The organism is Planococcus ruber (assembly GCF_022819085.1).
GTDB classification, from domain to species: domain Bacteria; phylum Bacillota; class Bacilli; order Bacillales_A; family Planococcaceae; genus Planococcus; species Planococcus ruber.
The window spans coordinates 251162-277919 of sequence record NZ_JALHAG010000011.1 but is presented as its reverse complement, the minus strand read 5'-3'; the positions used below and the strand labels follow the sequence as shown (position 1 = coordinate 277919).

General features: G+C 46.7%; 27 protein-coding genes. 19 read left to right on the top strand and 8 right to left on the bottom strand.

Going from position 1 to position 26758, the window contains the following annotated elements; all coding sequences use genetic code 11:
* Positions 1 to 250: 250 nt before the first annotated feature.
* Complete coding sequence (locus MTR82_RS14115) at positions 251 to 550, top strand: hypothetical protein (protein ID WP_052653645.1); 300 nt, start codon at positions 251 to 253, stop codon at positions 548 to 550.
* A gap of 186 nt (positions 551 to 736) precedes the next feature.
* A complete protein-coding gene (locus MTR82_RS14110) occupies positions 737 to 1102 on the top strand; it encodes a nuclear transport factor 2 family protein (RefSeq protein WP_246809546.1) in 366 nt (121 codons plus the stop codon).
* A gap of 45 nt (positions 1103 to 1147) precedes the next feature.
* Here the strand turns inward: MTR82_RS14110 and MTR82_RS14105 are convergent, their stop codons facing one another.
* From MTR82_RS14105 to MTR82_RS14095, 3 genes are read right to left on the bottom strand one after another with little or no spacing between them, the layout of a single operon-like run.
* Entirely contained in the window at positions 1148 to 1720 is a 573-nt protein-coding gene (locus MTR82_RS14105; protein WP_052653639.1) for a 5' nucleotidase, NT5C type, read from the bottom strand.
* A 4-nt stretch (positions 1721 to 1724) separates the two neighbouring features.
* Positions 1725 to 2816 carry a bifunctional diaminohydroxyphosphoribosylaminopyrimidine deaminase/5-amino-6-(5-phosphoribosylamino)uracil reductase RibD gene (gene ribD / locus MTR82_RS14100; protein ID WP_246809545.1) on the bottom strand — a complete coding sequence of 364 codons (1092 nt, stop codon included), beginning with the start codon at positions 2814 to 2816 and terminating at the stop codon, positions 1725 to 1727.
* On the bottom strand, positions 2803 to 3564 hold the full coding sequence (locus MTR82_RS14095; protein ID WP_052653633.1) for a GTP cyclohydrolase II: 762 nt from the start codon (positions 3562 to 3564) through the stop codon (positions 2803 to 2805). Before MTR82_RS14095 ends, ribD begins: the two co-directional genes overlap by 14 nt.
* A 277-nt stretch (positions 3565 to 3841) precedes the next feature.
* Here MTR82_RS14095 and MTR82_RS14090 point away from each other — a divergent pair, with 277 nt between their 5' ends.
* From MTR82_RS14090 to MTR82_RS14080, 3 genes are all read left to right on the top strand, one after another.
* Positions 3842 to 4339 (top strand): ferritin, encoded by a 498-nt coding sequence (locus MTR82_RS14090; RefSeq protein WP_052653630.1) that lies wholly within the window; start codon positions 3842 to 3844, stop codon positions 4337 to 4339.
* A gap of 67 nt (positions 4340 to 4406) precedes the next feature.
* Entirely contained in the window at positions 4407 to 5138 is a 732-nt protein-coding gene (locus MTR82_RS14085; RefSeq protein ID WP_246809544.1) for an ABC transporter ATP-binding protein, read from the top strand.
* Positions 5135 to 5884, top strand: coding sequence for an ABC transporter permease (locus MTR82_RS14080; protein WP_052653624.1), 750 nt, complete (start codon positions 5135 to 5137; stop codon positions 5882 to 5884). Before MTR82_RS14085 ends, MTR82_RS14080 begins: the two co-directional genes overlap by 4 nt.
* A 45-nt stretch (positions 5885 to 5929) precedes the next feature.
* Here MTR82_RS14080 and MTR82_RS14075 read toward each other — a convergent pair whose 3' ends face one another.
* Both MTR82_RS14075 and MTR82_RS14070 read right to left on the bottom strand, forming a co-directional pair.
* Entirely contained in the window at positions 5930 to 6988 is a 1059-nt protein-coding gene (locus tag MTR82_RS14075; protein WP_246809543.1) for a saccharopine dehydrogenase family protein, read from the bottom strand.
* Between the two features lie 76 nt (positions 6989 to 7064).
* Positions 7065 to 7892, bottom strand: coding sequence for an STAS domain-containing protein (locus MTR82_RS14070; protein ID WP_052653618.1), 828 nt, complete (start codon positions 7890 to 7892; stop codon positions 7065 to 7067).
* Between the two features lie 179 nt (positions 7893 to 8071).
* Between MTR82_RS14070 and MTR82_RS14065 the strand changes: the two genes are divergently transcribed.
* The 4 genes from MTR82_RS14065 to coaW all read left to right on the top strand — a co-directional run bounded on the left by MTR82_RS14065 (position 8072) and on the right by coaW (position 12221).
* On the top strand, positions 8072 to 9064 hold the full coding sequence (locus tag MTR82_RS14065) for a S8 family peptidase (protein WP_246809542.1): 993 nt from the start codon (positions 8072 to 8074) through the stop codon (positions 9062 to 9064).
* A 242-nt stretch (positions 9065 to 9306) separates the two neighbouring features.
* A complete protein-coding gene (locus tag MTR82_RS14060) occupies positions 9307 to 9663 on the top strand; it encodes a DUF485 domain-containing protein (RefSeq protein WP_246809541.1) in 357 nt (118 codons plus the stop codon).
* Positions 9660 to 11195 carry a solute symporter family protein gene (locus tag MTR82_RS14055; RefSeq protein WP_052653612.1) on the top strand — a complete coding sequence of 512 codons (1536 nt, stop codon included), beginning with the start codon at positions 9660 to 9662 and terminating at the stop codon, positions 11193 to 11195. Before MTR82_RS14060 ends, MTR82_RS14055 begins: the two co-directional genes overlap by 4 nt.
* 222 nt (positions 11196 to 11417) lie before the next feature.
* On the top strand, positions 11418 to 12221 hold the full coding sequence (gene coaW, locus MTR82_RS14050) for a type II pantothenate kinase (protein ID WP_052653606.1): 804 nt from the start codon (positions 11418 to 11420) through the stop codon (positions 12219 to 12221).
* A 65-nt stretch (positions 12222 to 12286) separates the two neighbouring features.
* On the opposite strand, the gene MTR82_RS14045 is transcribed toward coaW, so the two are convergent.
* On the bottom strand, positions 12287 to 12847 hold the full coding sequence (locus tag MTR82_RS14045) for a nitroreductase family protein (protein WP_052653603.1): 561 nt from the start codon (positions 12845 to 12847) through the stop codon (positions 12287 to 12289).
* A gap of 164 nt (positions 12848 to 13011) precedes the next feature.
* On the opposite strand from MTR82_RS14045, the gene MTR82_RS14040 reads away from it, so the two are divergent.
* The gene (locus MTR82_RS14040) at positions 13012 to 14409 is read left to right on the top strand and encodes a protoporphyrinogen oxidase (protein WP_246809540.1); all 1398 of its coding nucleotides are present in this window, start codon (positions 13012 to 13014) and stop codon (positions 14407 to 14409) included.
* A gap of 106 nt (positions 14410 to 14515) precedes the next feature.
* Here the strand turns inward: MTR82_RS14040 and katA are convergent, their stop codons facing one another.
* On the bottom strand, positions 14516 to 15982 hold the full coding sequence (gene katA / locus MTR82_RS14035; protein ID WP_052653597.1) for a catalase KatA: 1467 nt from the start codon (positions 15980 to 15982) through the stop codon (positions 14516 to 14518).
* A 392-nt stretch (positions 15983 to 16374) separates the two neighbouring features.
* Here katA and MTR82_RS14030 point away from each other — a divergent pair, with 392 nt between their 5' ends.
* Genes MTR82_RS14030 through MTR82_RS14015 form a run of 4 tightly spaced genes read left to right on the top strand, consistent with a single transcriptional unit; the run spans position 16375 to position 20778 of the window.
* On the top strand, positions 16375 to 17877 hold the full coding sequence (locus MTR82_RS14030) for a class I adenylate-forming enzyme family protein (protein ID WP_246809539.1): 1503 nt from the start codon (positions 16375 to 16377) through the stop codon (positions 17875 to 17877).
* Between the two features lie 31 nt (positions 17878 to 17908).
* Entirely contained in the window at positions 17909 to 19090 is a 1182-nt protein-coding gene (locus MTR82_RS14025; RefSeq protein WP_246809538.1) for an acetyl-CoA C-acetyltransferase, read from the top strand.
* The gene (locus MTR82_RS14020) at positions 19083 to 19985 is read left to right on the top strand and encodes an NAD(P)H-dependent flavin oxidoreductase (RefSeq protein WP_246809537.1); all 903 of its coding nucleotides are present in this window, start codon (positions 19083 to 19085) and stop codon (positions 19983 to 19985) included. The genes MTR82_RS14025 and MTR82_RS14020 overlap by 8 nt, the downstream gene beginning before the upstream one ends.
* Complete coding sequence (locus tag MTR82_RS14015) at positions 19969 to 20778, top strand: enoyl-CoA hydratase-related protein (protein WP_246809536.1); 810 nt, start codon at positions 19969 to 19971, stop codon at positions 20776 to 20778. The genes MTR82_RS14020 and MTR82_RS14015 overlap by 17 nt, the downstream gene beginning before the upstream one ends.
* Positions 20779 to 20823: 45 nt before the next feature.
* Here the strand turns inward: MTR82_RS14015 and MTR82_RS14010 are convergent, their stop codons facing one another.
* The gene (locus MTR82_RS14010) at positions 20824 to 21411 is read right to left on the bottom strand and encodes a hypothetical protein (protein WP_246809535.1); all 588 of its coding nucleotides are present in this window, start codon (positions 21409 to 21411) and stop codon (positions 20824 to 20826) included.
* A gap of 172 nt (positions 21412 to 21583) precedes the next feature.
* On the opposite strand from MTR82_RS14010, the gene MTR82_RS14005 reads away from it, so the two are divergent.
* The 5 genes from MTR82_RS14005 (at position 21584) to MTR82_RS13985 (ending at position 26756) form a co-directional block, all read left to right on the top strand.
* Entirely contained in the window at positions 21584 to 23146 is a 1563-nt protein-coding gene (locus MTR82_RS14005) for a fatty acid--CoA ligase (RefSeq protein ID WP_246809534.1), read from the top strand.
* A 64-nt stretch (positions 23147 to 23210) separates the two neighbouring features.
* On the top strand, positions 23211 to 23603 hold the full coding sequence (locus tag MTR82_RS14000) for a hotdog fold thioesterase (protein ID WP_246809533.1): 393 nt from the start codon (positions 23211 to 23213) through the stop codon (positions 23601 to 23603).
* 164 nt (positions 23604 to 23767) lie between these two features.
* Positions 23768 to 23917, top strand: a complete 150-nt coding sequence (locus MTR82_RS13995) for a hypothetical protein (protein WP_199876636.1) — start codon at positions 23768 to 23770, stop codon at positions 23915 to 23917.
* Between the two features lie 109 nt (positions 23918 to 24026).
* Positions 24027 to 24989, top strand: a complete 963-nt coding sequence (locus tag MTR82_RS13990; protein ID WP_052653573.1) for a hypothetical protein — start codon at positions 24027 to 24029, stop codon at positions 24987 to 24989.
* A gap of 102 nt (positions 24990 to 25091) precedes the next feature.
* Positions 25092 to 26756, top strand: coding sequence for a formate--tetrahydrofolate ligase (locus MTR82_RS13985; protein ID WP_246809532.1), 1665 nt, complete (start codon positions 25092 to 25094; stop codon positions 26754 to 26756).
* The last annotated feature ends 2 nt before the right edge of the window (positions 26757 to 26758 follow it).

Below are 26758 nucleotides of genomic sequence, written 5' to 3'. Positions count from 1 at the left end.
AAGAAGCAAGACTGGAGAGAATAACCGTCTATCTAGCTTTGCTTATGCTGATACCAGGCTGTGGAACGTCAGAGGAAAATCCGAAGGGACTTCAAGGCAGCAAAAAGGCAAGAGAGCGAGGAAAAATTTGAGATTGAAATTGCGGATAAGTGATTGGTTCAAAGCTTGTGTGCTTTTCAACCGAATCTTTTGCGTAAACCTGGCGTTATGCGGTAAACTTTCCGTACAGAATGCTAGGAGGCGAGCCGAAATGGATCAATCGAATGTTTTATCGACCATTACGTATATCGACACCGAACGGTCCATTGAAGCGGGGGAAATGAAAATCACCCAATCGGAATACACCATCCATCTTTTTGAAGATCACCTCGTCGCTTCAACTACAAAATTCAGCTTGGACAATGTTTGGGATATTTCCTATAAATCATTTTCAGAAGAAGCCAATCTCCTTTATTTGCATACCCATAGAGGAGTTGTCACGTATAAAGTTTTTGAGAATCCGATAAAGTTTGTCCGGACCTTCAAAAAAATAAAAAATGAAAATTACTGAGAAGCGGCGAAGAAGCCGCTTCTTTTTTTACAGCCGAAACCTCTTAGAAAACAGCATTTGTCGATGATGAAAAACAGAATTTGTGCTAAAATTTAGAAAAGGGTGGGCGAGTGGAAGGTGAGCAGTTCGCAGATTGCTTTGCCTGAATGATGGTTGAAAATTGCCTGAGGAAGGGAGCCATGCCAGATGAACGCAGTGATCGAAATTGCCGACCAATGGACAGACCGGGTGAATGCGAAAGATATTGAAGGGGTGCTGAAACTTTCAGCAACGAATGTCGAAATCAGCGGGCCAAGAGGAACGGCTGCGGGGCACGATATGCTTGCGCAATGGGTGGAAAACTCGGGCATTCAATTGCAGACGCTCTCTCGCTACATCAGAGATGAAAAAGTGATTTACGAACAAAAAGCTTCTTGGGAAAATGAGAACGGAGAAGTCATTCTCTATTCCTTTTTTTTAGTAAAAGAGGGCAAAGTCACGCAAATAGCACGCTTTGATTTACTGGACGATGCATTTGGCGCCAGTGGGATGAGTGAAGAAGACTTGGTCTAATGAATAAAGAAAAGGCTGGCCATCAAAATTCAATGGCCAGCTTTTTTAGCTTGTTTTGCTTTTGACAAGATGATAAAACTCCGACCAATCGGTTAAGCGGAGCCCTTCCACATGCCGATTGTATGATTGGTCGCGAATGATGACATTTAAAGAGTCCCCGGACAAGGTATCGATCACCGCAGGCTTGTCGTCGAAATAATAATCCAACTCAAGATTCTGGATGATTTCAAATTTCTCCTGATCTTTCATGCCGCAGTAGAAATGGCCGTCTTTCACAGGAAAGCCTTGGCTTTTCAGCCAGTTTTTCGTTCCTTCGCCGTGTGCGGCGCCACGTGCTGTAATATAGAAGATTTCATGGCCTTCCCGGTCCAGCTGCTGCAAAATTTCCACGGCTCCTGGATAAACCGGGCAGTCCGCGTAATACAGTTCTTCAAGTGAACTATTCCACATTTTGCTGCCTTCTTCATCACTCAAATCAAACAATTCATGAATTTCCACGCGGTTCAGCTGGTCGAACAATTCCCGGCCGACTTCACGCCCTAATTTCTGTTGATAGAGCTGGAATGCATAGCCGCGCAAATCGATTAAAGTATCATCAATATCGAATCCGAATTTCATTTCTTTATCTCCTCACTGGATAAGCTGTAAATTTAAAATCTTTGCCGACTTTCGTGAATTCGCCTTCTTCCAAGTCGATGGCATCTTTCATCAAGTCAAAACCGCTTCCTTCCAAAAACGTCGGGGCGTTTTTGCCGCCGACTAATTTAGGGGCAAAGTACAACACTACTTTGTCGATCAATCCCTGTTCTAAAAAGGAAGCATTGACTGTGCCGCCGCCTTCGATGAACAGCGAGGAAACCGAATGCTCACCGAGAATCCGCAAGACGTCTTGAATATCGACTTTCGTTTCGCCGCTTGTTTCAAAAACGCGGATGCTGCGTTCTTCTAGCTGCCGTTTTTTATTTACATCCGCTTGTTGTGCCGTGAAAATCCACGTATCGGCCAAAGAATCGGTGACAAGCTTTGCTTCTAGCGGAATGCGCAGTTTGGAGTCCAAAACAATGCGCAAAGGATTGCGGCCATTCGGAATGCGCGCAGTCAATTCGGGATCATCTTCAATGACCGTGCCGACTCCGACAAGAATCGCCTGGTTTTCGCTGCGCAATTTATGTACGTCATAACGCGCTTCTTCGGAAGTGATCCATTTGCTGTCGAGTTGATGCGTAGCAATTTTTCCGTCTAACGTAGAAGCGGCCTTTAAAATGACGAACGGGCGCTGATCCACGATGAATTTATTAAAGACTTCGTTCATTTTGCGGGACTCTTCCTCGCGTATGCCAACGACCACTTCGATGCCTGCATCTTCCAGCATTTTTACCCCGTTCCCGGACACGACAGGATTGGGATCCAATGTGGCAACCACGGCTTTTTTCAAGCCGGCGTTGATGATCGCTTCTGCGCAGGGTCCGGTACGGCCGTGGTGCGAACAAGGTTCCAGCGTGACATAAATGGTGCCGCCTTTTGCGGCTTCGCCAGCCATCCGCAGGGCATGGATTTCCGCATGCGGTTCGCCGGCTTTAAGATGTGCGCCAACACCGATGATGCGCCCATTATTGACAATGACAGATCCGACGAGCGGATTCGGGTAGGTCTGGCCTCGCATCGAACGTGCATTATTCAGTGCTAAATCCATATAGAATTCATGGTTTGGCATGAACAGGGGCCTCCTCTTCTCTTAAATGGCCGGACCGATTGATTTTTGTCTGCAAGTATTTGGAGTTGTATTCTGATTTATCGCCCCAAAGTGCAGTGCGCCCAGCTAACGGCAATCCGGCGTTTTCAAGTGCATGAATCTTTTTCGGATTATTGGTCAGCAGCGTAACCGGTTTTGACCGAAGCGTTTTTAAGACAGCAATTGCGTCTTCGTAATTCCGTGAATCATCTACAAAGCCCAGGCTTTCATTGGCTTCGACGGTATCATAGCCGTTTTCTTGCAAGACATAAGCCATCGCTTTGCTGAAGAGGCCGATGCCGCGGCCCTCATGATTGGCCAAATAGAACAAGGCGCCAGAACCGTGGTCGACAATTCGCTTCATGGACTGCTTTAACTGGAAGCCGCAATCACAGCGCTTGCTTCCGAAAATATCGCCGGTATGGCAAATCGAATGCATGCGGATCAATGCGTCTTCACTGTTTTCGAAATCGCCGTAGACCAGTACGCTTGATTGCTGGTATTCAGCGAGATTGGAAGAAGACAGTTTTTCAATGATGCTCTCATAATCATTTGTCACTTCATCGTGCTTTAACCAGCAATACCACTGGAAGATAACGGTTTCTTCATATAAGTTAACCGGCAGGCGGATCGGTCCCACCAGATAGATGGCCCCTTCATCGGATTCAATCATTTGTATCTTGTCTTTTAATACTGAAAAAACTTTTGGTTCTAGTTTTGTAGAAGTCATGGTGCTTCCCCCTCTTGAATTACTTAATCAAACTTGTATCGTTATCATACAACAATTGGTTACTTAAAGTAAGTGAAAAGCTTCAAAATCAGATAGATTAAATTAATAATATCTTTAAATAATAATAATTCTTATCTGGAATGTTTAAAATATGATTTTAAATGATTATGATTATCATTTATACTATTCTATTCTCATTTGTTTTGCAATGATTTGGGGGATGTGTTATATTATCTACATTAGAATGATTCTAAATAAGGAAAAGGAGGATGATTACATGTTGCCGTCAAAACTAGTGTTAGCGTTAAATGACCAATTCAACAACGAGCTGCAGGCGTCTCATTCATATACCGCAATGGCCGCTTATTTCTCGAAAAAAGGGTATCATGGATTTGCCAACTTCTATTTAGTGCAAGCGAAGGAAGAACATTTTCATGCCATGAAATTCTACGAGTATTTGGTGACAATGGATGAAAAGCCGATGCTTCAATCATTAAGCGAACCGAAAAACCATTATGTAAGTGCTATGGATGTCCTGGAAAGTTCATTGGCGCAGGAAAAAGAAGTAACGAGCAATATCTATGCGCTTGTCACACTGGCCGACGAATTGCAGGAACATGCCACGCTTTCTTTCCTGGACTGGTTCATTGAAGAACAGATGGAAGAAGAAAAAATGTTCCGGGATATGATTGCCCGCATGAAGCATATTGAAGAAGGCGGAGAATACTTCCTTAAGATGGATGATGAATTCGCTGAACGTAAATTAGAAGGCTAAAGTGATTCCAAAACAGCACACCGCTGACTGTGTGCTGTTTTATTTTTTTGAAAAGAGGAGTGGGAACATGGCGATCGAGTATAAACCAGCGATCCATTTTAAGCATGTGGATTATTCCATTGGGAACCTGACTATTCTAAAAGACATCACCGGTTCTTTTCCAGCCGGCAAAATTACCACCTTGGTAGGCCCATCGGGTGCCGGGAAAACGACTTTGCTGAAATTATGCAATGGCTTATTGTCGCCGGATTCCGGTGATATCTATATCAATGGCACTTCCATTCAACAATATGAACCTGTTGAGCTCCGCCGTACGGTCGGCATTGCTTTGCAAAGTGCGCCGATGATTGACGGCTCCGTCTATGACAATTTGGCTTTGCCGCTGGCATTGAAAAATGAAAAATTAGATGAAAGCTGGGCTTTTAGCTTATTGGAAGATGTCGGTCTTGGAAAAGAACTTCTAAAAAGGAACGTTAAAGATTTATCGGGCGGGCAGCGCCAAAAAGTATCGATTGCCCGGACTTTGGTGAATCGCCCCGAAATTCTATTGCTGGATGAGATCACTTCTTCTTTAGACCGGACTTCACTGAAGGAAATCGAAGAATTGATTGTAAAAATCAATCAAAAATACAAAACAGCGATTGTTTGGATTACCCACAATCTGCAGCAAGCCTTGGAAATCGGTGATTTTACATGGGTCATGATGGAAGGGGAAGTAGTGGAAACCGGGGAAAGTGAATTGCTGGAAGACCCGCATAATGAAAAAGTCCAAGTCTTTGTGAAGGGGGAAGTAGGATGACTTATTTGACCTTATCGATCACCCTTATTTTTGTCGTCATTCCCTTGATCCTCTCCAAGACATTAAATTTAGGATTAGAGAAAGACACCATCATTGCTACTCTCCGTTCAATTGTACAATTGTTGGCTGTCGGATTTATCCTGAAATTCGTTTTTGATTCGGAGAGTTTGCTCTATATTTTCTTGATGGTCACGTTGATGATTGCGGCGGCGACGCACAATGCGCAGAAGAAAGGTGCCGCGATTAAAGGCATTACATGGAAAATAGCGGTGACGCTCGTATTTGTAGAAGTCCTTACGCAAAGCATTCTGCTGGGCTTCAAAATTACACCGCCCACTGCCCAATACATTATTTCCATCAGCGGCATGGTGATTGGGAACTCGATGGTGCTGTCCATCCTTTTCTTAAATCGTTTTACCTCAGAAGTGGAAGCGCATCAAGATCAAACGGAACTGATTTTATCGCTTGGCGGCACGCCGAAACAAGCAATTCATAAACAATTGATCCAATCGATCAAAGCCAGCATGATTCCGACCATCGAAAGCCAGAAAACCGTTGGGCTCGTGCAATTGCCCGGTATGATGAGCGGGCAGATCATTGCCGGTGCAGATCCGATCCAAGCGGTGCAATTTCAATTGCTGATCATGTTCCTGTTGCTCACCACTGCAGCGGTTACGAGCGTCCTGCTGGGCTTCTTGTCTTATCCAACCTTATTCAATCAACGGATGCAATTTCTGAAGAACTAAAAAAGCTTGCCTTCAAAGAGGCAAGCTTTTTTTGCAGGTAGTTAATTAAGGATAGAAGGTGTCGATTTCAAAAGTTCCGGAGCCGGGAAGTTCTTCGACAAGGCTCGAGCCGAAGAGCATTGAGGGCGTATAGCTGCCTCCTGTAAACTTTCCAGCCAGCAAACGGCTGACGCATTCCAAGGCGCCGTAAACGGTTAAATCGTATACATTAGCTGTCTGAAGGCGGGCGACTTTCCTCAAGCCTTCCGCATTTTGGGCTTCTCCCCATATAAACGCGGGGGAGTTGGAGCGAAGTTCTTCATCCGGTCCGCTTACGCGTTCATCGACCCACCGCTTCAGCGTTTTTTGAACCGCAGCGGATGATAAAACAGGGCGCAGGCCGCTGAGAAAGCGAGCCCCGGCTGCTGCCGGACGAGGGACTGGCTTCCAAGCAGAAATGTTTTGAATGCCGGTTGTGTAGTAAGCGGTTGAAACGTCTCCCCAAGGGATGCCCATGGAAGAACGCGGCCCTCGCCCGTAGTCGATGGTCCGTCGCTGGCTTCCGAGAGGCACAGGCGTCAGCTCTCCGTTGTTGCGGACGGTGCTGCCCGAGCCCAAACCTTCGATCATCGTTTTATAGGTGCCTCTGGAAATCCCCGAGTCCGAATCGAAGCCAAGAGCCAACGAAACGGCCTCGGGCATGAGCTCTTTTAATTTTAAAGCGGTGCAGTCGGTTGGAATAACATCGAAACCGACGCCGGAACAAAGAATAATTCCTTTTTGTTTCGCTTCTTCCGTTAAGGCATGGGTTTGTTCAAAGACGTCGATTTCACCGGTGATATCCAAATAATGCGCCCCGGCAGAAAGACAGGCTTCCATCATCGGTTGGCTGGTTTTGCTGAAAGGGCCAGCGCAGTGGAGGACGAGCGAAATGTCGGCCAGCTGGTCCGGCGCATGTGCATCCAAAGGAAAAGTGCGCATCTCAAGACCTAATTCATCTGCAAGCGGCTCGAGTTTTTGTGCGTTGCGGCCTGCCAAAATCGGTGAAAGGCCTCTCTTAGCTGCTTCGCGTGCAATCAACTCCCCTGTAAAGCCATAAGCTCCATATAAAAGCCATTTCTCCATTCTTTCCACTCCTTTATAGGTTAAAACTTACAACCATTCTGACGTCAAAAGGGAGGGAAATCCAGTGAGCCCTCTTTTAAATCTTCAATTTATTCATCTCTTCGAGAGCTTGCCTTACGGTTGCATAGCTTCGGATGGCAGAAAGATTCACGCCTTCCTGAATCATTGCTTGTGCGATTTGGGGGCGGATCCCGGTAGAAACGACCGCAATTCCCAATAGCTTCAGCATACTGGAGACTTTAAGCAACTGGTCAGCCACCTGGTTATCAATCATAAGGATGCCCGAAAAATCGACGATCAGCGTTTCGATATGCAGAGAAGGAATTTTCGGCACAATATGTTCCACGAGGTATTGTGCCCGTTCCTGATCGATTAACCCGATTAACGGGAGGACAGCAATGCCTTCTTGAATAGAGACGATCGGAGCGGAAAGTTCATTGATCTGTCGGCGGTTGGCGGCAAACTTTTCTTCGGTCAGCCGTTCAAATGCAAAAATAGCTTCATTCAAGCTGAGGTCCAATAAATAATTAAAGCGTTTCATTAAATTGATCATTTCGAGCGGCGGCAATTGGTAAGCCATCGACACAGCGGTTAAATGATCGATGAAAATGGAACGGGTGGATGGATAGCGCACAATCACAGTGGAAATCGGCTGGCCGAGAGCTGCCTGAAGCTCGCCATTTTTTTTGCTCCACTTGATTAATTCGGTATGTACATTTTCTTCAGTCTTTAACAAGGAATTGCCAAGAAATTGGAGAAACTCGGTGTAGACAATTTTCGCCTGGTTGATTTCCTGCAGAGAAACAGAGTGAGGAAAAGTAGGCACAATGTCATCAACAATTGTGTTAGATAAGGATTGAGCATTTTCTTTCAAATGCTTGGCCACGTTTAGGATGGATTCCATACGATTCACACTCCACTAATATATTCAATCTTTCTTATTCCATTATATACATGTAATAGGAAAAATTTAAAAATGAATGAATATTTCTTTTTACAGCCAGATATAAAGAGTTTGATAATTAAGAACATTCGTTCTATTATTCAAGTTACATATATCCACTTCATGGGGAGGCGAAACAAATGGAAAAAATTCACCTGATACCATACTGGATTGAAGACATCACTTCTGCTGTACCGCAAATACCGGAAGGCGTCAGAATGATACAGGCACCCGAAGTGTGGGAACAGGCGGCATACGGAAGAGGCAATATCATTACTGTTTTGGATACAGGCTGCCAAGTGGACCATCCGGATTTGAAAGAGCGGATTATTGATGGCCGAAATTTTACAAGCGACTTTGGCGGAGATCCGGCCAATTTTGATGACAATAATGGACATGGCACCCATGTGGCGGGAACAGCTGCTGCTTCGTTGAAGGAAGGCGGAGGCATTGTGGGGGTTGCCCCAAACGCCGATTTACTGATTCTTAAAGTGTTGACTGGAAGTGGCAGTGGAGAATATGCCGGCATTATTGACGGCATCCACTATGCCGTCGATTGGAGAGGGCCAAAAGGTGAGCGGACGAGTGTGATTTCGATGTCTCTCGGCGGCCCTGAAGATATTCCTGAATTGTATGAAGCGGTAAAACGGGCAGTGGATGCGGGGATTCCGGTAGTCTGCGCTGCCGGAAATGAAGGAGATGACAGCCCTCAAACGGATGAATTTGCTTATCCTGGGACCTACGGGGAAGTAATCCAAGTGGGGGCGGTAGATTTCAGCCGCAAAATAGCGCCTTTTAGCAATACCAACAACGAAATTGACTTGGTGGCTCCGGGCATGAATATTTATTCGGCTTACCCCGGGGGGAAGTATGCAAGCCTGTTGGGAACTTCGATGGCGACGCCTCATGTGTACGGAGCTTTGGCGCTGATCAAGAATATTGCAGAAAAGCAATTCCAGCGGGAGTTGACGGAAGCGGAACTATACGCTCAATTGGTCAGAAGAACCGTGCCTCTTGGCTATCCGAAAACAGCGGAAGGAAACGGTTTGCTCGCCCTCGACATCTTGCAGAAAGACGAGCGTTTATTGGAGCTCTTCAATTCCTCTGCTGCGAAGAAATCTACGGAAGAATAATCAATAAAAAGAAACCTCGGAAGAGCCGGCCAGTCGGCAGCTTCTGAGGTTTTTATTTCGTCTGAAGAGAAAAATTTTCTGATATTACCACATTTTGTATGACAGTGGTTGACTTGGATGTTTATGGATGTTTTAATTATTTTTAGATTCAGAAAAATTAAAATTTTAAAGGGGTGTTGTATTTGTCAAAACCAATTGCAGAAACCAATGCAGAACTTGCGCGTTCAAAGGGGAGCAGCAAAGTGAAAGGCGGCAGTACCGTTTCTGATACAAGAGCAGCAGGACATGTCCCGGACTTTTTAGCCATTGAATCTTCAGCAGGGTTTAAAGAATTAATGAAAAAGAAAAAGGCATTTTTAATTCCCACAACGATACTCTTTTTAGGACTTTATCTCTTATTTAATTTTATTATTTCGTATTCAAGCATTCTTGAAGCATCTTTTATCGGGGACATTTCCTGGGTATGGGTATTCGCCTTCAGCTTGTTTGCCATGACGTGGATTCTTGTAACCGTATACATGAAGCGGGCAGAAAAGTTTGACAAGATGGCTCAAGACACGTTAAAAGATTTTAACTATGACAAGGAGGAAAATCGATGAATGCGACCGTAATTGTTATTTTCTTAGTCATCGTTGCGATGACCCTTGTCATTACGTATTACGCGGCGAAACGAACCAATTCGACAAGCGATTTTTACACGGCTGGTGGAGGGTTGACCGGCTGGCAAAACGGAATGGCTATTGCAGGCGACTATTTGTCAGCAGCCTCCTTCCTGGGGATTGCGGGTTCCATTGCTTTGTTCGGATTTGATGGCTTCCTTTTCTCCATCGGCTATTTGGTTGCTTATCTTGTCGTTTTGTTTATCGTAGCCGAACCTCTTCGCAATTTAGGGAAGTATACATTAGCCGATATGATCAATGCGCGATTTAATGCAAAAAAAGTTCGGGGAGCGGCCGCATTGAGCTCCATAACCATTGTCATTTTCTACATGATTGCCCAGTTGGTAGGGGCGGGCGCATTGATCCAGCTGCTTTTCGGGATTGACTACTTATGGGCTGTGCTTTTGGTTGGTTTCATGATGACCATTTACGTCCTATTTGGAGGCATGACAGCGACAAGCTGGGTTCAGATCATTAAAGCCGTTCTTTTAATGGTGGGTACCGTTATTCTTTCTTTCCTGGTGCTGCAGCGCTTTGATTTCAGCATCCTGGAAATGTTTGCCCAAGTGAAAACAGCTACGCCGCATGGTGAAGCATTCTTGAATCCGGGCGTGAAATACACGATTCCGTTGGATACGATCTCGCTTATGTTGGCGCTTGTTCTCGGAACAGCCGGCTTGCCGCATATTTTGATGCGTTTCTTTACGGTGCGTGATGCGAAAACGGCAAGAAGCTCGGTTATGTGGGCGACTTGGATTGTCGGCATTTTCTACGTAATGACCATTTTCCTTGGATTCGGCGCTGCCGCATTCGTAGGTTCCCAGAAAATTATCAGCACGAATGCCGCCGGGAACATGGCAGCTCCGCTCCTTGCCCAGGCGCTTGGTGGAGACATTTTGATGTCCTTTATCTCAGCCGTGGCATTTGCAACGATCTTGGCTGTAGTAGCAGGGCTTGTGTTGACAGGAGCTTCCGCTTTTGCCCATGACATTTATGGCCAAATCATCAAGAAAGGGAAGGCCTCTGAAAGAGAGCAGATGCTGGCTGCACGATACGCATCTGTGGGCGTATCTGTGTTCTCAATCCTGTTGGCGATTTTCGCTCAAAACCTGAACGTAGCGTTCTTGGTATCGTTGGCATTCTGTATCGCAGCGAGTGCCAATTTGCCGGTTATCATCTATACGATTTTCTGGAAGAAATTCAACACGACAGGGGCTATTTCGGCTATTTTAACCGGTTTGATTTCAGCGTTAATCCTGGTATCGATCAGCCCAAGCGTAATGAATCCGGAAGCTGGCGCAGCGATTATCACCGGTACACCGATCTTCCCGCTGACCAACCCGGCAATCATTTCTATTCCGCTTGGCTTTATCGGCGGGGTTGTCGGTACATTGCTTTCGAAGGAAAGCGATATCAAGAAATATGCTGAAGTGAAGGTCCGCGCCAATACAGGCGGATTCAGACAGCTGTAAAAGAGAAAATTGAAAAGTGAGCCGCCTTCTATCCGATAAGAAGGCGGCTCTTATTTTATGGAGAGAAAATGGAGCCGGGCGAAGCCATTTTTTCTATTCGGCTCGCTTTGGAGCCGCCCGTCTTCAATCTCGTGGAAAACTGCACCAAATCTTAAAAGATTATGGTAGAATTTCATCGTGTGCAATTAAAGACAGCTGGTATTCAGAAAGAGCAGGTGCAAAATGATTATCGGAATAGATGCGGGAGGTACGCTAATTAAAATTGCGTACACCGAAAATGGCCAACTACAATTTAAGAAATCCCCGATAGCCGATATAGAAGGAGTGGCGAAATGGGTGAATGGCCTAGGCGATTGCGAAATTTGCCTGACAGGCGGGAAATCGGGCGTTCTGCGTTCATTATTGACGAAACAAGCAAAGGAAATCGTTGAATTTGAAGCGACTCACCGCGGTGTGCAGTTTTTGCTCAGCAAAATGGGACGGAGTGAAACGACTTATCTGGTCACCAATGTAGGGACGGGGACTTCGATTCATTGCATTCAAAACGACAGCCAAGAACGTTTAGGGGGCACGGGAGTCGGCGGCGGCACTTTAGTGGGCTTAAGCCATTTATTGACCGGGGTCAGCGATTACGAAGAAATCGTCCGGCTTGCAAGCAAGGGTTCACGTGAACGGATCGACTTAAAAGTAAAGCATATATATGAAGGAAAAGAACCGCCGATTTCCGGCGAACTGACAGCGAGCAACTTTGGAAATGACCTTTTTTCCATATCGGATGAATTGACGAAAGAAGAATTATTGGCAACGGTAATCGGACTTGTCGGTGAAACCGTCAGTACCGTCAGTGTGCAGGCTGCCCGCCAATGCGACAGTTCACTGGTCATCTATATCGGCTCTTCGTTCATCCATAATCCGCTACTGAAGGAAGTTGTCGAAAGCTACACCATTCTGCGCGGTTCCACTCCGCTATTTTTGGAGAACGGGGAGTTCTCAGGAGCAGTCGGAGCGATGACCACTTTGCAGTAAAGGATGAAGCTATATGTAAAAAAACTCGTCTCTTCGGCCGGAATTCGGCGTCTGAGACGAGTTTTTTATTCGGAAATAATGGTCAGTTTTTCGCGGATATCGGTGCGTTCCCGTTTTTCAGGAACATGCTGCGGATAGCCGATCATCATCGTAGCGACAATTTTCTCTCCAGGCTGGACACCGATGGAATGGCGGAATATCGGATTGTAGATCCAATCGTTCGAGCGCCAAATCATGCCGATGCCCCGAGCCCAGGCTGCCAGTTGGAAGTTCTGCAGCAGGGAAGAAATCGCGCCGTAATCTTCATCCCAGCGTCTTTGGCGTGGATCTTCGGGCATGATCACAACAAGATGCAGTGGGATTTCACGGAAGTATTTTGCTTTGTTCAACACTTTTTGTGGTGTGACGCCGTCTTCTTTTGGCATGGCATCGATGTAGGCTTGGACGAATTTTTCTTTCCCTTCGCCAGCGTAAAGCTGGAAGCGCCACGGCTCGTTTATTGTATGGTTCGGCGCCCATTTGGCAATATTTAACAACTCGATAATTTCTTCTATATCGATTGGGTCGGATTTGAATTTTTTAATCGTTCGGCGTTCTATGATATTCTGGTCAATAGCATTCAACATCTTCATTCTCTCCTCTATGCGGTAATGTCTCTCTCATAATCAAACCAAAACTTTTGATGAAACGCAATCCAAAAAGAAAATCAAAGCGTAGTAAAACTGTCAAACTCTCTTCTGTTGAACCGGATATTTACTGATAAAATGGAATCACAAGGAGTGGATGAACCATGAAAACGGCTGCAATTATCGGCGGAGGCATTACGGGGCTTTCCGCTATGCATTATTTGCAAAAGTTAAAAGAGCAGCAAAACCTCGAGTTGAATCTTGTATTGATTGAAAAAGATGAGCTGCTCGGCGGTAAAATCAAAACAGCCAAAGATGAGGAATTCATCATGGAAACAGGAGCGGATTCAATTGTCGCGCGCCATGCAAGCGTCATGCCGCTTATTGAAGACCTGGGTTTGCAAGAACGCGTCGTCTATAACGGAACCGGCATTTCTTATTTATATGCGAACAATAAACTGCATGCCATTCCGGCCGATTCGGTTTTCGGGATTCCCATGAACAAAGAAGCATTGTTCAGTTCGACGCTCGTTTCAGAAGAAGGGAAGCAAGAAGCCCTCAAGGATTTTGAAACAGCCAATGAAACGTTTACGAAAGACAGTTCCATCGGTGAATTTTTGGAAGCTTTTCTCGGCAAAGAACTGGTCGAAAACCAAATTGCGCCGGTTTTATCCGGTGTGTATTCCGGGGATTTGTACGAACTGACATTGGCGACGACTTTGCCGTATTTAGTCGATTATAAGAATAAGTATGGCAGCATCATCAAAGGGTTCGAAGCGAATGCAGCCCATTTCAAAGGAACGGCAAATAAGAAATTCATCTCGTTCGATGAAGGGATGTCGGTGCTGATCGACCGGTTAGAAGAAACATTGGCAGATGCCTCCATCGTAAAAGGCGTTCAGACGGAAAAAGTGGAAAAAACTCAAGCTGGCTATGAAGTGAAGCTTGGCAATGGCGAAACGGTCAACGCGGATTATGTAGTGCTGGCAACGCCGCACCGGGCAGCACAATCTTTATTGGACGCACCGGAATTAGACGAAGAGTTCGACCAACTTTTAACTTCCTCACTCGTGAGCGTGTATCTCGGCTTTGATTTGCCGGATGCGGATCTGCCGGCTGATGGCACCGGATTTATCGTCTCCCAGAACAGTGATCTTCTATGCAATGCCTGTACGTGGACGAGCCGGAAATGGGCGCATACTTCCCGGAAAGGCAACTTGCTTGTTCGGCTGTTTTATAAAAGTTCGAATCCTTCCTATGCACAGCTAAAAGATTTATCGGAACCGGAATTGGCTGAAGCGGCTTTATCTGACATTCGAAAAAGTTTAGGGATTGAAGCCAAGCCCGTATCGGTCGAAGTGACAGGGTGGAAGAACCTGATGCCGAATTATACGATGCAGCATAAGACGGCGGTGGCTGCCTTAGAAGATAAAATGGCAAAACTTGTACCGAACGTTAAGCTTGCTGGTGCTTCTTTCTACGGTGTGGGGATCGGTGCCTGCATTCAGAACGGCAAAGATTTAGCAGAAGAAATTATTGGAGAGTTATTAGCTGGAAAATAAATAAAACAGGAGAGCGGCCGTCGAAGCTGTTCTCTTTTTTGTTTGCGGGCAGGCTGCAAATAAAAAAGCGGCCACCCTTTAAAAAGGGTGGCCGCAAAAATTGGGTTTATTTTGTTTCAGTAAGGCCAGGAACTGGAAGCCCAAGTCCTTCTGCAACGCGTGTTCCAAATTCAGGATCCGCTTTGTACAAGTGGCCGATTTGGCGAAGTTTGATATCTTCTTTATCGACTGCACTCAAGCCGCCGACGAAAGTAGCAACAAGGCGCTCTTGCTCTTCCGGAGTTTGCAGGCGGTACAAGTCGCCCGGCTGAGTGTAGTGGTCTTCCTGGTAGTAAGGAACGGAATCGGTCATGCCTGAAACTTCAAGCGGTGCTGGTTTCGCAGCAGCAGTTTCAGTTGGGCCGCCGTAGCTGTTTGGCTCGTAGTAGACAGAACCGCCGCCGTTGTTGCCAAAGTTCATTTGGCCGTCGCGCTGGTAGTTGTTTACTTGGTTTTTCGCAGCGTTGATCGGAAGCATTTGGTGGTTAGCGCCTACGCGGTAACGGTGTGCATCATGGTAAGCGAACAAACGCCCTTGAAGCATTTTGTCCGGTGATACGTCGATACCAGGAACCAATGTGCCAGGTGAGAATGTTGCTTGCTCAACTTCAGCAAAATAGTTTTCCGGGTTGCGGTTAAGCACCATGCGTCCAACTTCGATTAGCGGATAGTCTTTATGAGACCATGTTTTCGTTACATCGAACGGGTCGAAGCGGTATGTGTTCGCATCTTCCAATGGCATGATTTGAACGTACATTTTCCAAGCAGGGAAGTCGCCTTCTTCGATTGCGTTGAACAGATCTTCTGTGTGGAAGTCTGGGTTTTCACCGGCAATTTTGTCCGCTACTTCTTGTGTGATGTTTTTGATGCCTTGTTCAGTCAGGAAGTGGTATTTCACCCAGTGGGATACGCCTTCAGCGTTTGTCCATTTGAATGTGTGGCTTCCGAAACCGTGCATGTGGCGAAGCGTCGCAGGGATTCCGCGGTCGCCCATCAAGTAAGTTACTTGGTGCAAGGATTCTGGAGATAATGACCAGAAGTCCCACACTGCGTTAGGGTTTTTCAAGTGCGTGCGTGGGTCGCGTTTTTGTGTATGGATGAAGTCAGGGAATTTGATCGCATCTTGGATAAAGAAGATCGGCGTGTTGTTTCCGACTAGATCGTAGTTTCCTTCTTCTGTATAGAATTTCAAAGCGAATCCGCGTGGGTCGCGAACGGTATCAGCAGATCCAAGTTCTCCAGCTACTGTAGAGAAACGTGCGAACATGTCTGTACGTTTGCCGACTTCAGAAAGGAAAGCCGCTTTTGTATATTTTGTTACATCCTGTGTGACTTCAAAGTATCCGTGGGCGCCGGCGCCTTTCGCATGGACAACACGCTCAGGAACACGTTCCCGGTTAAAATGCGCTAATTTTTCAAGAAGATGAACATCTTGAAGCAATACTGGTCCGCGTTGGCCAGCTGTCTGTGAATTCTGGTTGTCGCCAACCGGGGCTCCCCAGCTAGTCGTTAGAGTTCTTTTCTCTGTACTCATCTTTCGAACACCTCATTCTCATTATTATGTAAAACATTACACTTTTAATGATAACATTTTTTAAATTAAAATCAAACCTTAATAATAATCATTATAAATAAAGGGGGATTGATTCTGCTTCTATTGAATAGAATTGAAAAAATCTTTCCAGTTTCTCAATTACAAAACTTAAGAATAAAATGCATCCATTTATTTGAACAAACGTTTGAAAATTAAACGAAAAGGTAAAAATCCATTGCATTTCAAAATGAAAGGCGCTAATATTTATCATAAGGTAAGAATTTTCTGACAAATTAACGGCTGTTTTTTGTTAAATCAAGGTTTCATTTCTGAAAAAATGAAAACCCTTACAAAATTAAATCATGGCTTTATTCATTCAAAGGGGGAAAAATATGTTCATTACCGAAAGCATTGCCCATTACGCTGAACGCCAGCCGGAAAAAATCTACACGACTTATGAAGGGAGAACTTGGACGTACCATTCCTTTTATGAAAAAGCGAAACGCGTAGCCAGTTATTTTCAACAGAAAGGCTATGAAAAAGATGACATTATCGCGCTGTATGCGTTAAATTCGGATATTTTCCTCGTCTGCTATTTCGGTATTCAATTAGGCGGATTTACCGCGATGCCTGTAAACACCAAGCTGGCAGCGCCGGAGGTGGAATATATTTTCTTGAATTCCGAAGCGAAAGCGCTGATTTATGACGTCCGGATTGAAGAGACGATCCAAAAGACTGCGCATTCATTTCAAGACGTTCTTCAAATTGGCGGCGAAGATAGGGTAGGACAAGTGATTGCGGACGAAGCGCTGATTTTCCGGCCGGTCGCCCTGCAGCCGGAAGATACGGCCGTGGTCATGTACACGTCCGGAACGACTGGAAAACCGAAAGGGGTCATGTTGACCCATGCGAATATCCGCGCGGCGGCTGAAATTTGGTCGGAAGCGATGGCCATTACAGAGAATGACCGGATGCTGGTCGCGACGCCGCTATTTCATTGTGCGGCCGCGCATGTATTTGTCGTCCCTGTTACCTATAAGGGCGGCTCCCTTATTATAGAAGAAGCTTTTTCGCCCGATCGCACAGTCCGCATGCTTCAAGAGTCAGCGCCAACGATGTTTTTCGGCGTACCGGCCATGTATAGCATCCTATTGAATATGCCGGCTATCCGGGAAACCCGATTGCCGGCACTTCGGCTGTTCTGCTACGGAGCTGCGCCGATGCCGTATGAACTGGTGAAAAAGTTGAAAGAAATCTTTCCGGATGTCGGCCTGCAAAATTGCTACGGGCAAACTGAGAATGCACCGGCGGCTTCGTCCCTAAAAGATGAATTTGCGCTCGATAAAATCGGCTCCGTCGGTGAAGTGCTGCCCCAAACGGAAATCCGCATCGCGGATGAATTCGGCGAATCGCTGCCTGCTCGGCAAGTGGGTGAAATTGTGATCAAAGGACCGCAGGTGATGAAAGGCTACTTGCGCAATGATGAAGCGACCCATCAGACAATCCGGAACGGCTGGCTTTATACGGGAGATCTGGGGAAGTTTGATGAAGACGGATTATTGTATATCGTTGACCGGAAAAAAGACATGATTATCCGCGGAGGTGAAAATGTCTATCCCGTTGAAGTCGAAGAAGTCCTTTATCAGATTCCGCAGTTGCTGGAAGCAGCGGTGGTAGGGGTGCCGCATGAAGTCTACGGGGAAGTGCCGAAAGCTTACGCTGTGAAAAAGCAGGGCCAGAAAATTTCAGAACAAGCGATTAAAGACTATTGCGCGACTCAACTGGCCAAATACAAAGTGCCTTTGGAAGTCGAATTCATGGAAGAATTGCCAAGAAACGCCTCAGGAAAAGTGTTGAAGCATACGTTGCGGAAAGCGGAAAACACGGTTTCGTAACGAACAGGAAATTCGAAAGGGGAATAGGAAAATGGAGAATGTGTATTTAGTGGACGGAGCAAGAACAGCCTTTACTTCTTTTGGAGGGTCATTTGCTAATGTAGAAGCGACGGAACTTGGAACAGCAACCGCAATCGAGGCGTTGAAGCGTTCGAATGTCAAAGCGGAAGATATCGACCACGTCATTTACGGCAATGTCATTCACTCAAGCCTGAATGCGGCCTATTTGGCGCGGCACATCGGGTTGAAAGCTGGAGTGCCGAAAGAAGTGCCGGCACTTACATTAAATCGGCTTTGCGGTTCGGGAGCGCAGGCAGTGGTTTCAGCGGCGCAGCATATTTTGCTTGGTGAAGCGGATCTTGTGCTGGCTGGCGGTGCGGAAAATATGTCGATGTCGCCTTACTCGAATTTCAAGCAGCGTTTCAATGGATCCAAGATGGGCAACATGCAATTTGAAGATATGCTGACGGCCACGCTGACAGATCAATATACCGGCAACGGCATGGGAATGACAGCGGAAAAACTGGCTGAACAATATTCGATTTCCCGCGAAGAACAGGATGCGTATGCCGTAGAATCCAACCAAAAAGCAGCAGCGGCGTCGGACAATGGCGTATTTGCTGAAGAGATCGTCGGTGTTGAAGTGAAAACAAGAAAAGGCACTGCACTCATTGACAAAGATGAACACATCAAACCCGATGCCAATGCAGAAAAACTTTCGACGCTCCGCCCTTCATTTAAAAAAGACGGGACGGTCACAGCCGGAAATGCATCCGGCATTAATGACGGCGCAGCGTCAGTCGTAGTGGCGGGCCAAGCGGCCGTCGACAAGCATGGTTTAAAGCCGATTGCCCGCATCGTTTCCTGGGGAGTTGCAGGGGTCGACCCGACCGTGATGGGGATCGGACCTGTGCCGGCGATTAAACAAGCCTTATCTCGTGCTGGCCTGTCGTTGGAAGAGATGGACCTCATTGAAGTGAATGAAGCATTTGCCGCCCAATATTTGGCGGTCGAAAAAGAGCTGGGGCTCGACCGCAGCAAAGTGAACGTCCACGGCGGAGCGATTGCCCTCGGGCATCCGGTGGGGGCGAGCGGTGCCCGGGTCTTGTTGTCAGCCGCATACGAATTGAAGCGCCGCGGCGGCAAGTACGCAGTTGCAAGCCTGTGCATCGGAGGCGGCCAAGGAATTGCGGTGGTGATTGAGCATGCTTAAACTGCCGGTCATCGTCTCGCCGATGTTTCTTGTCTCTACGCCTAAAATGGTCATCGAATCCAGCAATGCAGGCGTCATCGGATCCTTTCCTCTTTTAAATGCCCGGCCGATTGAGCAATGCGCGGCTTGGCTGGAAGAAGTGAAAACTGCTCTTGGCGATAAGCCTTGGGCAGTCAATTTCATCTGCCATCGCGGGTCGAATAAACGCTATGAAGAAGATTTGGAAATGATCCAGCGCTATGAGCCGCCAATCGTCATCACTTCACTTGGTTCGCCGGCTGAAGTGATCGAAATCGTTCATGCATATGGCGGATTGATCTATTCGGATGTGGCCAATGTCCGGCATGCGAAAAAAGCGGCCGCAAGCGGAGTCGACGGATTGGTGCTGGTGAGTGCCGGAGCTGGCGGCCATGGCGGAACATTAAATCCTTTCGCTTTCATTGCCGCAGTCAAAGCCTTTTATACAGGCACGATTATTTTATCCGGCTCTCTTTCGACGGGAGCAGATGTCGCTGCTGCCAGAATGATGGGAGCTGACTATGCATATATGGGCACCCGTTTTTTAGCAGCTGATGAAAGCAGTGCCCCTGAAGAATACAAACAAATGGTCATCGATTCTTCGATTGAAGATATCTTCTATACCGATTCATTTAGCGGAGTGCCTGTGAATGTGCTTGTTCCGAGCTTGGTCAAACAAGGAATCGATCCGAAAACCTTGAAGCCAAAAGAGGAGATTGATTTATCTCATTTAGTCAATGCGAAAGCGTGGCGCGATATCTGGTCTGCCGGCCACGGCGTCACTACCATTACAAAACGGGAAACGACGAAAGAGATTGTGGAAACTTTGATTGCTGAGTATGAGGAAGGAGTGGCTAAACTTGTACGAAACGATTAAAACGGAGTTAGAGGATGGCATCTTGACGCTGACCTTGAACCGTCCGGACAAAATGAACGCCTATACGGAAAAAATGAATGAGGAGCTTTTGGATTTCTATAAAAACGTGAACAAGGATGACGCGGTCCGTGTCATTGTGGTGACCGGCAGCGGCCGGGCATTTTGTGCAGGCATGGATTTATCCGAAGGAGGCTCGACATTTTCTTCCGAGCAATCGGCTGAAGATTATCGGGATCTAGGCGGACAGGTCAGCTTGCAGGTATATGAAGTGAACAAGCCGATCATTGCGGCGATTAATGGGCCGGCTGTCGGGATCGGCATGACGATGACTTTGCCGATGGATATCCGGATTGTGAAAAAAGATGCAAAAATCGGTTTTGTTTTTGGACGCCGTGGAATTGGCCCGGAAGCAGGTTCGGGCTGGTTTTTGCCGCGGCTTGTCGGCATCGGAAAAGCCCTGGAATGGACCCTGACTGGCCGGTATATCCCGACGGGTGAAGCTGTCAGCAGCGAACTGGTTCAATATGAGTCGGATGAACCGCTAGCAAAAGCTTATGAAATTGCACGCGAGATTGCCGAAAACACAGCGGCCACTTCCAATAGTTTTACGCGGCAGCTTCTATGGAAGATGCTCGGGCAAGACCATCCGGAAGCTTCTCATTTAATTGAATCGAAATTTTTGCACTGGGCCGGGCAAAACGCTGATGCCAATGAAGGAATTCAGTCGTTCGTTGAAAAACGTCCGGCTGAATTCCCGATGAAAGCGAGCGGGCTGCCCGAGTTTTTTAAATAAAGAAAAGGAGTGGACCCAAATTATTTTGGTGCCACTCCTTTTTCTTTATTTAACTTTTGTGTTGATGTATTTGTAAATGCTTTGGAAATCAGCGCCGATGTTGGAAGCATTCTTCATGACATCGACATACCAGGATTCCAATTGTGCCAGTTCGTTGGAGTGTAAGCTTTTCTGGTTTGCTGTTTTGTCGACAAAGAGATTGATGCCGTTCACCCGGTTTTGAAAATGCGGAATGTGCTGGCGAAAACGATCAGCAATTGTCGGATTGAACAACATGCCAAGATGAATAATCCCGTTATTGATGTATTCTTCCGCATATAAAGCCGCTCCTGCAGTTGCCAATTGGTCGGCAAGCTCAGGACTTTCCAATTTCTCTACAGTATGTGGGACCAACTTTTTTACGGTCGCAAGAATGGCCAGCAATTCTTGCTGCTGTTCTTTTGACAAACCGTTTTTTGTGTCGAAGTTTTGGAATATCTCACTGGTTTTATCGAGCAATGACGGCAAACTGTCGATTTCAAGCTTTTCGGGCACTGCTCCGAGCATGCTTTTCACTTTTCCGTAGACAAATAAACGCTGAAGATATCCGTAAAGCAAAACGATGCCATTGTATTGAACTTCTAAAGGATTCATTTTCATCGCCCCCATTCTGTTTTCTCTTTACCCATTATACCGGGTCTTGAAAAGTTGAGTAGAATCGATTAAATTTTCTGAAAAGTTATTGCGTTGTTCCCATAAATCTGACATCATTAAAGGTGGAAACAAAATGAATTGCTGTTCATAAAAAGGCGAAGGGGTTGGGGGAATGTACGCAACGCTCGGCAGAATTTTTGATCAGACAGTGAGTAAATTACCGGACAAGGAAGCGATTGTGGATTTGCGAAGAGGCTATCGCTGGACGTATCTTCAATGGGACGCAGAAGTAAACCGTTTGGCCAATGCTTTGACTGCAGCAGGAGTTGAAAAAGGCGACCGTGTTTCCACCTATCTTTTTAATAATATTGAACTGCCGACTGCCATGTTTGCCTGCGCCAAAATTGGTGCGATATTCAATCCGATCAATTTCCGTTTGAAATCTGAAGAACTTGCTTATATTTTAACTGATGCCAGCCCTAAAATTGTTTTATTTGAAGAGGCTTTGAAGGAGCCGGTAGCTGCTATTCAAGCTGATTTTCCCAATATCAGCTTCTGGTTTATCGATGCAGAAACGCCAGATTATGCAAAGAACTACAACGAAATCACGCAATCTTCTCCAACCGGAAAACCGGCTGTAGAAGTGGAGGAAACGGACACTTATGCCATCATGTATACGAGCGGCACGACGGGTCGGCCAAAAGGCGTGATCCACCGCCACCGGGATATGGCAGAACAGAGCCTCGTATGCATCGCGCTGTTAAAATATACGCCGAAAGACATTGGGTTGGTCGCTGCGCCGATGTTCCATTGTGCGGAATTGCATTGCAATATCATTCCGCGGGTCCAGTCGGGCGCCTCCAGCATCATCATGCATCAATTCCATCCGGCCATTGCACTGGACATCATTCATAAAGAAGGCATCACCGTGATGTTTGCAGTGCCGACCATGTGGAGCATGATGGCGCAAATGGAAGGGGCAGCTTCTAAAGTTGATACGCTGAGATGCGGACTATACGGGGCAGCTCCAATGGCGCCGGTTTTGGTCAAACAAGTAAAAGAAATACTCGGCATCGATTTGATCCAGGCTTATGGACAGACGGAAATGGGGCCGGCCATTACATTTCTTGCGGAAGATGAGCAGCTGACGAAAGCCGGTTCTGCAGGGCGGGCTGCCTATAACCATGAAATCCGGATTGTTCAGCCAAATGAAGACGGGCCATCGGAACCCGATGCCATCCTAAAGCCTGGCGAAGTTGGAGAAATCATCGTTAGGGGACCTTCGATGATGGTCGGCTATTTTAACCGGCCAGATGCCACAGAAAAAGCGCTGTACAAAGGCTGGTATCATTCAAGCGATCTCGGATTCATGGATGAAGACGGCTATTTGTATGTAGCGGACCGCGTCGATGATATGATTATCAGCGGCGGCGAAAATATTTATCCGCGGGAAGTGGAAGATGTCCTTCATGAACACGAAGCGGTAATGGATGTAGCGGTTCTTGGCATGCCGGATGAGAAGTGGGGAGAATCGGTGCTGGCGTTCATCGTTTCAAAAGACCCTTCTCTAACGGCAGAAGAGCTGGAAGAATTTTGTGTAAAAAATGAAAACCTGGCACGCTTTAAGCGTCCAAGACACTACCGTTTCGTGGATGAACTGCCGCGCAACGCCAGCGGAAAGATCCAAAAGTTCCTCTTGCGCGAACAGAAAATTGAGAGCGGTTCCAATTCCTAGCGGCAAACAATCTTTTGCATTTCCAGGAACTGATTTTGATTGAAGAGAAGGGAAGTTGTAGTAGATGAAGATGAAGCCAGTAGAACAGACCATTGCAGGAGTGCTCGGTATCGAATTTACCGAAATGGAAGAGAATCGGGTAGTGGCCACGATGCCGGTCCATGCTGCCACGCATCAGCCTTTTGGGCAGCTGCATGGCGGCGCTTCTGTCGTGCTTGCCGAATCAGTAGCAAGTGTGGGCACTTGGAACTTGATCGACCAGGAAACGGAGTATGCGGTCGGTTTGGAGATCAATGCCAATCATATAAGAGGCAAGCAAGATGGTCTGGTGACAGCTATTGGGACGCCGCTCCATAAAGGGCGGACCACCATGGTGTGGGACATCAAAATTGTCGATGAACAAGAACGGCTTATTTGCGTGTCGCGCTGTACAGTTGCCATCGTGAAGAAAAAATAAGATGAAGCCCTGCCTTCCAGATCCACTGGGAGGCAGGGCTTTTCTCTTTGAGAAAGAGCCATGCGCTAAAGTTCATGCGTATATTTTCCTGAAAAATGCATTATCCGTTTATCAATTTTTTATCAGGGAATAGGGGGGATAATAAAAAGTTAGGGAGGGATTGCATGGCTAGAGATAAAAACAAAGATGAGCTGCAGAACAAGCAATTGGAACAGGAATTCAGAGAGCAGGCACAGGAATCTCGCGAGGATCTCGATTTTCCGGAAGAGCGCAGAAATGTTGCCGACTCGGACGATAAGGAAAATGGCCGTTGATTGAAACTCCCCCGCATCCGGATTGTCCGGTCTGCGGGGTTTTTGTTTAAAGGGCTTTTGTCTGCGTGATAAAATATACATAAACAGATTGAGAAAGTGAGTGGAAAAGATGTTTAATTCCATAACAGAGTTGATGGAAGCGAAAGCTTATCCAGATAAACGAGCGATTTCCTGGAACCGGATATGTGAAGAAGAGGCCTTATCCGAGGAATTTATCCGAGCTAACAGCGGCCAAGTCAATTGGTATTTGGTGTCGGGCCATCAAGTGCTATCGGAGGCTTTTATCCGGGAGTTTAGCCACCGGCTGTATTGGCATGCAGTTGCAGCGGAACAGATGCTTTCTGAGTCATTTATCGAAGAGTTCAGCCAAGCGGCTAAATGGCAGCCGGCACTTGAAGGCTTGACGAAGCGCCAAGTGAAAACCTTCGAAAAAGAAGGCCGGGAGTTTGACGACAAGAAATATTGGACCCTGATTTCGATGAAAAAGAACGTCAATCATGGTAAGGGTTTGTCTCCGGCTTTTATCGAGAAGCATCAGGACCGTTTATCATGGAAGGCGCTCTCGCTGTTTCAGAAATTGCCGATGTCATTGATTGACCGACATCCAGAAAAAGTCGATTGGAACAGTATTACCCGCAACCAATGCTTGACGGAGCGTTTTATCGAGAAATACCGGCATCTAGTGGAATGGGAAACCATCTCTTTTCATCAAAATCTTTCCGAGCGCTTCATCAACCGCCATCATTCGAAAATGAATTATATTTCTGCTGAAAAAGAGCGTTCGGAAGGGTTTCTTTATAACCATTTGGAGAAAATGGATGCAGCTTCTGTCGTGGCGCATCAAAATTTGCGAAATGTAAAAAAATACGAACCCTTCACCATTTTTGTTATTGAAAAGAATGGGTTGAAAAAATACATCATTAAATTCCACGAAAATGAGGAGTCGGAAACCGATGCCATCCGCATCGCAGAAGATGAAGAACTCTACGAACAATTGGAAGAGAACGGCTTAGATGCCGTGATTGAAGAGGATTTTCCGGAATTGATCTTAAGTGGGTTTTTCAAATTTTAACCAGGCTTGCAAAAGAGGCCGCCTTCTTTTTTAAGGAGGCGGTTTTTTCTTTTCTTCCAAGGGCAAGGTATAATAAAAGAAAAATTGAAAGTGGGGAAATGAATGACGAACACGGATTTATCCATTGCTTCAAATGCGGAGATCTTGCCTATCGGGGAAATTGCAGAAAGAGCGGGAATTCCAGCAGATGCCCTTGAGCTATACGGAAAATACAAAGCGAAAATCGACGTTCAAGCGCTGCTTCCAGCTGCACGGCTTGGAAAAGTGGTGTTAGTGACGGCAATCAGCCCGACTCCAGCGGGAGAAGGCAAGTCTACCGTTACGGTAGGGCTTGCAGATGCATTCAGCCAATTGAAGGAATCGGTCATTGTGGCTCTTCGTGAACCATCGCTTGGTCCGGTCATGGGCGTAAAAGGCGGGGCGACCGGCGGCGGATTTGCCCAAGTGTTGCCAATGGAAGACATCAACCTGCATTTTACCGGAGACATTCATGCCATCACTTCCGCGAATAACGCCCTTGCTGCTTTTATTGACAATCACCTGCACCAGGGCAACGCGCTCCAAATCGATCCTCGGAGAATTACGTGGAAACGCGCTCTCGATATGAATGACCGGGCGCTCCGCCAAGTGACGATTGGCCTCGGCGGACCTGCACAAGGGGTGCCGCGCCAAGACGGGTTTGATATTACGGTAGCTTCTGAAATCATGGCAGTCTTATGTTTGGCCACTTCTATAGAAGACTTGAAAGAGCGCTTGGCCCAAATGGTCATCGGCTACACTTACGGGAAAGAACCGGTCACGGTTCGGGACCTCGGAGTGGAAGGAGCCCTGGCGATGCTTTTAAAAGAAGCTTTTAAACCAAATCTCGTACAGACAATCGAAGGGACGCCGGCCATTATCCATGGCGGTCCGTTTGCAAATATTGCCCATGGCTGCAATTCTTTAATGGCAACTAATACAGCAAGGCAGCTGGCGGATATTGTGGTGACTGAAGCGGGTTTTGGTGCCGATCTCGGTGCTGAAAAATTTATGCATATCAAATCGCGCAAAGGCGGTTTCCATCCGGATGCTGTCGTGATTGTTGCGACCGTTCGGGCGTTGAAGATGCACGGCGGAATTGCCAAAGGTTTATTGGGTGAAGAAAATCCGGAAGCCGTGAGACGCGGCATGGTCAATTTGGCCAAGCATGTCGATACAATCCGTCAATTTGGAATTGAACCTGTGGTGGCGTTAAACCGTTTTCTTACAGACAGCGACGCTGAAATTGGCGAAATTATGGAATGGGCAGCAGCTTCAGGCGTTCAAGCGGCGTTAACCAATGTATGGGAACAAGGCGGAGCTGGCGGTTTGGAATTGGCGAAACTGGTGAAGCAAGAACTGGACCGTCCGACAAATTTTGCTCCTCTTTATGATGAAACTGACGCCGTAGAAGAAAAGCTCCAAACCATTGTCCAAAAAGTCTACGGCGGGGCAGCGGTCCAATTGACGGACCAAGCCCAAAAGCAACTGGCGGAATTGAAGAAATACGGCTGGGACGAGTTGCCGATCTGTATGGCGAAAACTCAATATTCCTTATCCGACCAACCGAAATTGCTTGGCCGTCCGGAAGGATTCATCGTCACCATCCGGGAGATTATTCCAAAACTTGGCGCTGGCTTCTTAGTTTGCTTGACGGGCGATATCATGACGATGCCAGGACTGCCTAAGCAGCCCGCAGCATTAAAAATGGATGTTGGGCCAGATGGAAAAGCTGTCGGGTTGTTTTAAAC

Excerpts from the sequence above, each read along its gene's own strand:
- MTR82_RS13990 (WP_052653573.1), top strand. The coding sequence starts at position 24,027 with ATGTTTAATTCCATAACAGAGTTGATGGAAGCGAAAGCTTATCCAGAT.
- MTR82_RS13985 (WP_246809532.1), top strand. The coding sequence starts at position 25,092 with ATGACGAACACGGATTTATCCATTGCTTCAAATGCGGAGATCTTGCCT.
- ribD (WP_246809545.1), bottom strand. The coding sequence starts at position 2,816 with ATGCCAAACCATGAATTCTATATGGATTTAGCACTGAATAATGCACGT.
- MTR82_RS14095 (WP_052653633.1), bottom strand. The coding sequence starts at position 3,564 with ATGACTTCTACAAAACTAGAACCAAAAGTTTTTTCAGTATTAAAAGAC.
- MTR82_RS14040 (WP_246809540.1), top strand. The coding sequence starts at position 13,012 with ATGAAAACGGCTGCAATTATCGGCGGAGGCATTACGGGGCTTTCCGCT.
- MTR82_RS14005 (WP_246809534.1), top strand. The coding sequence starts at position 21,584 with ATGTACGCAACGCTCGGCAGAATTTTTGATCAGACAGTGAGTAAATTA.
- coaW (WP_052653606.1), top strand. The coding sequence starts at position 11,418 with ATGATTATCGGAATAGATGCGGGAGGTACGCTAATTAAAATTGCGTAC.
- MTR82_RS13995 (WP_199876636.1), top strand. The coding sequence starts at position 23,768 with ATGGCTAGAGATAAAAACAAAGATGAGCTGCAGAACAAGCAATTGGAA.
- MTR82_RS14090 (WP_052653630.1), top strand. The coding sequence starts at position 3,842 with ATGTTGCCGTCAAAACTAGTGTTAGCGTTAAATGACCAATTCAACAAC.
- MTR82_RS14010 (WP_246809535.1), bottom strand. The coding sequence starts at position 21,411 with ATGAATCCTTTAGAAGTTCAATACAATGGCATCGTTTTGCTTTACGGA.
- MTR82_RS14055 (WP_052653612.1), top strand. The coding sequence starts at position 9,660 with ATGAATGCGACCGTAATTGTTATTTTCTTAGTCATCGTTGCGATGACC.
- MTR82_RS14075 (WP_246809543.1), bottom strand. The coding sequence starts at position 6,988 with ATGGAGAAATGGCTTTTATATGGAGCTTATGGCTTTACAGGGGAGTTG.
- MTR82_RS14025 (WP_246809538.1), top strand. The coding sequence starts at position 17,909 with ATGGAGAATGTGTATTTAGTGGACGGAGCAAGAACAGCCTTTACTTCT.
- MTR82_RS14020 (WP_246809537.1), top strand. The coding sequence starts at position 19,083 with ATGCTTAAACTGCCGGTCATCGTCTCGCCGATGTTTCTTGTCTCTACG.
- MTR82_RS14070 (WP_052653618.1), bottom strand. The coding sequence starts at position 7,892 with ATGGAATCCATCCTAAACGTGGCCAAGCATTTGAAAGAAAATGCTCAA.
- MTR82_RS14045 (WP_052653603.1), bottom strand. The coding sequence starts at position 12,847 with ATGTTGAATGCTATTGACCAGAATATCATAGAACGCCGAACGATTAAA.
- MTR82_RS14105 (WP_052653639.1), bottom strand. The coding sequence starts at position 1,720 with ATGAAATTCGGATTCGATATTGATGATACTTTAATCGATTTGCGCGGC.
- MTR82_RS14065 (WP_246809542.1), top strand. The coding sequence starts at position 8,072 with ATGGAAAAAATTCACCTGATACCATACTGGATTGAAGACATCACTTCT.
- MTR82_RS14115 (WP_052653645.1), top strand. The coding sequence starts at position 251 with ATGGATCAATCGAATGTTTTATCGACCATTACGTATATCGACACCGAA.
- MTR82_RS14080 (WP_052653624.1), top strand. The coding sequence starts at position 5,135 with ATGACTTATTTGACCTTATCGATCACCCTTATTTTTGTCGTCATTCCC.
- katA (WP_052653597.1), bottom strand. The coding sequence starts at position 15,982 with ATGAGTACAGAGAAAAGAACTCTAACGACTAGCTGGGGAGCCCCGGTT.
- MTR82_RS14030 (WP_246809539.1), top strand. The coding sequence starts at position 16,375 with ATGTTCATTACCGAAAGCATTGCCCATTACGCTGAACGCCAGCCGGAA.
- MTR82_RS14085 (WP_246809544.1), top strand. The coding sequence starts at position 4,407 with ATGGCGATCGAGTATAAACCAGCGATCCATTTTAAGCATGTGGATTAT.
- MTR82_RS14110 (WP_246809546.1), top strand. The coding sequence starts at position 737 with ATGAACGCAGTGATCGAAATTGCCGACCAATGGACAGACCGGGTGAAT.
- MTR82_RS14000 (WP_246809533.1), top strand. The coding sequence starts at position 23,211 with ATGAAGATGAAGCCAGTAGAACAGACCATTGCAGGAGTGCTCGGTATC.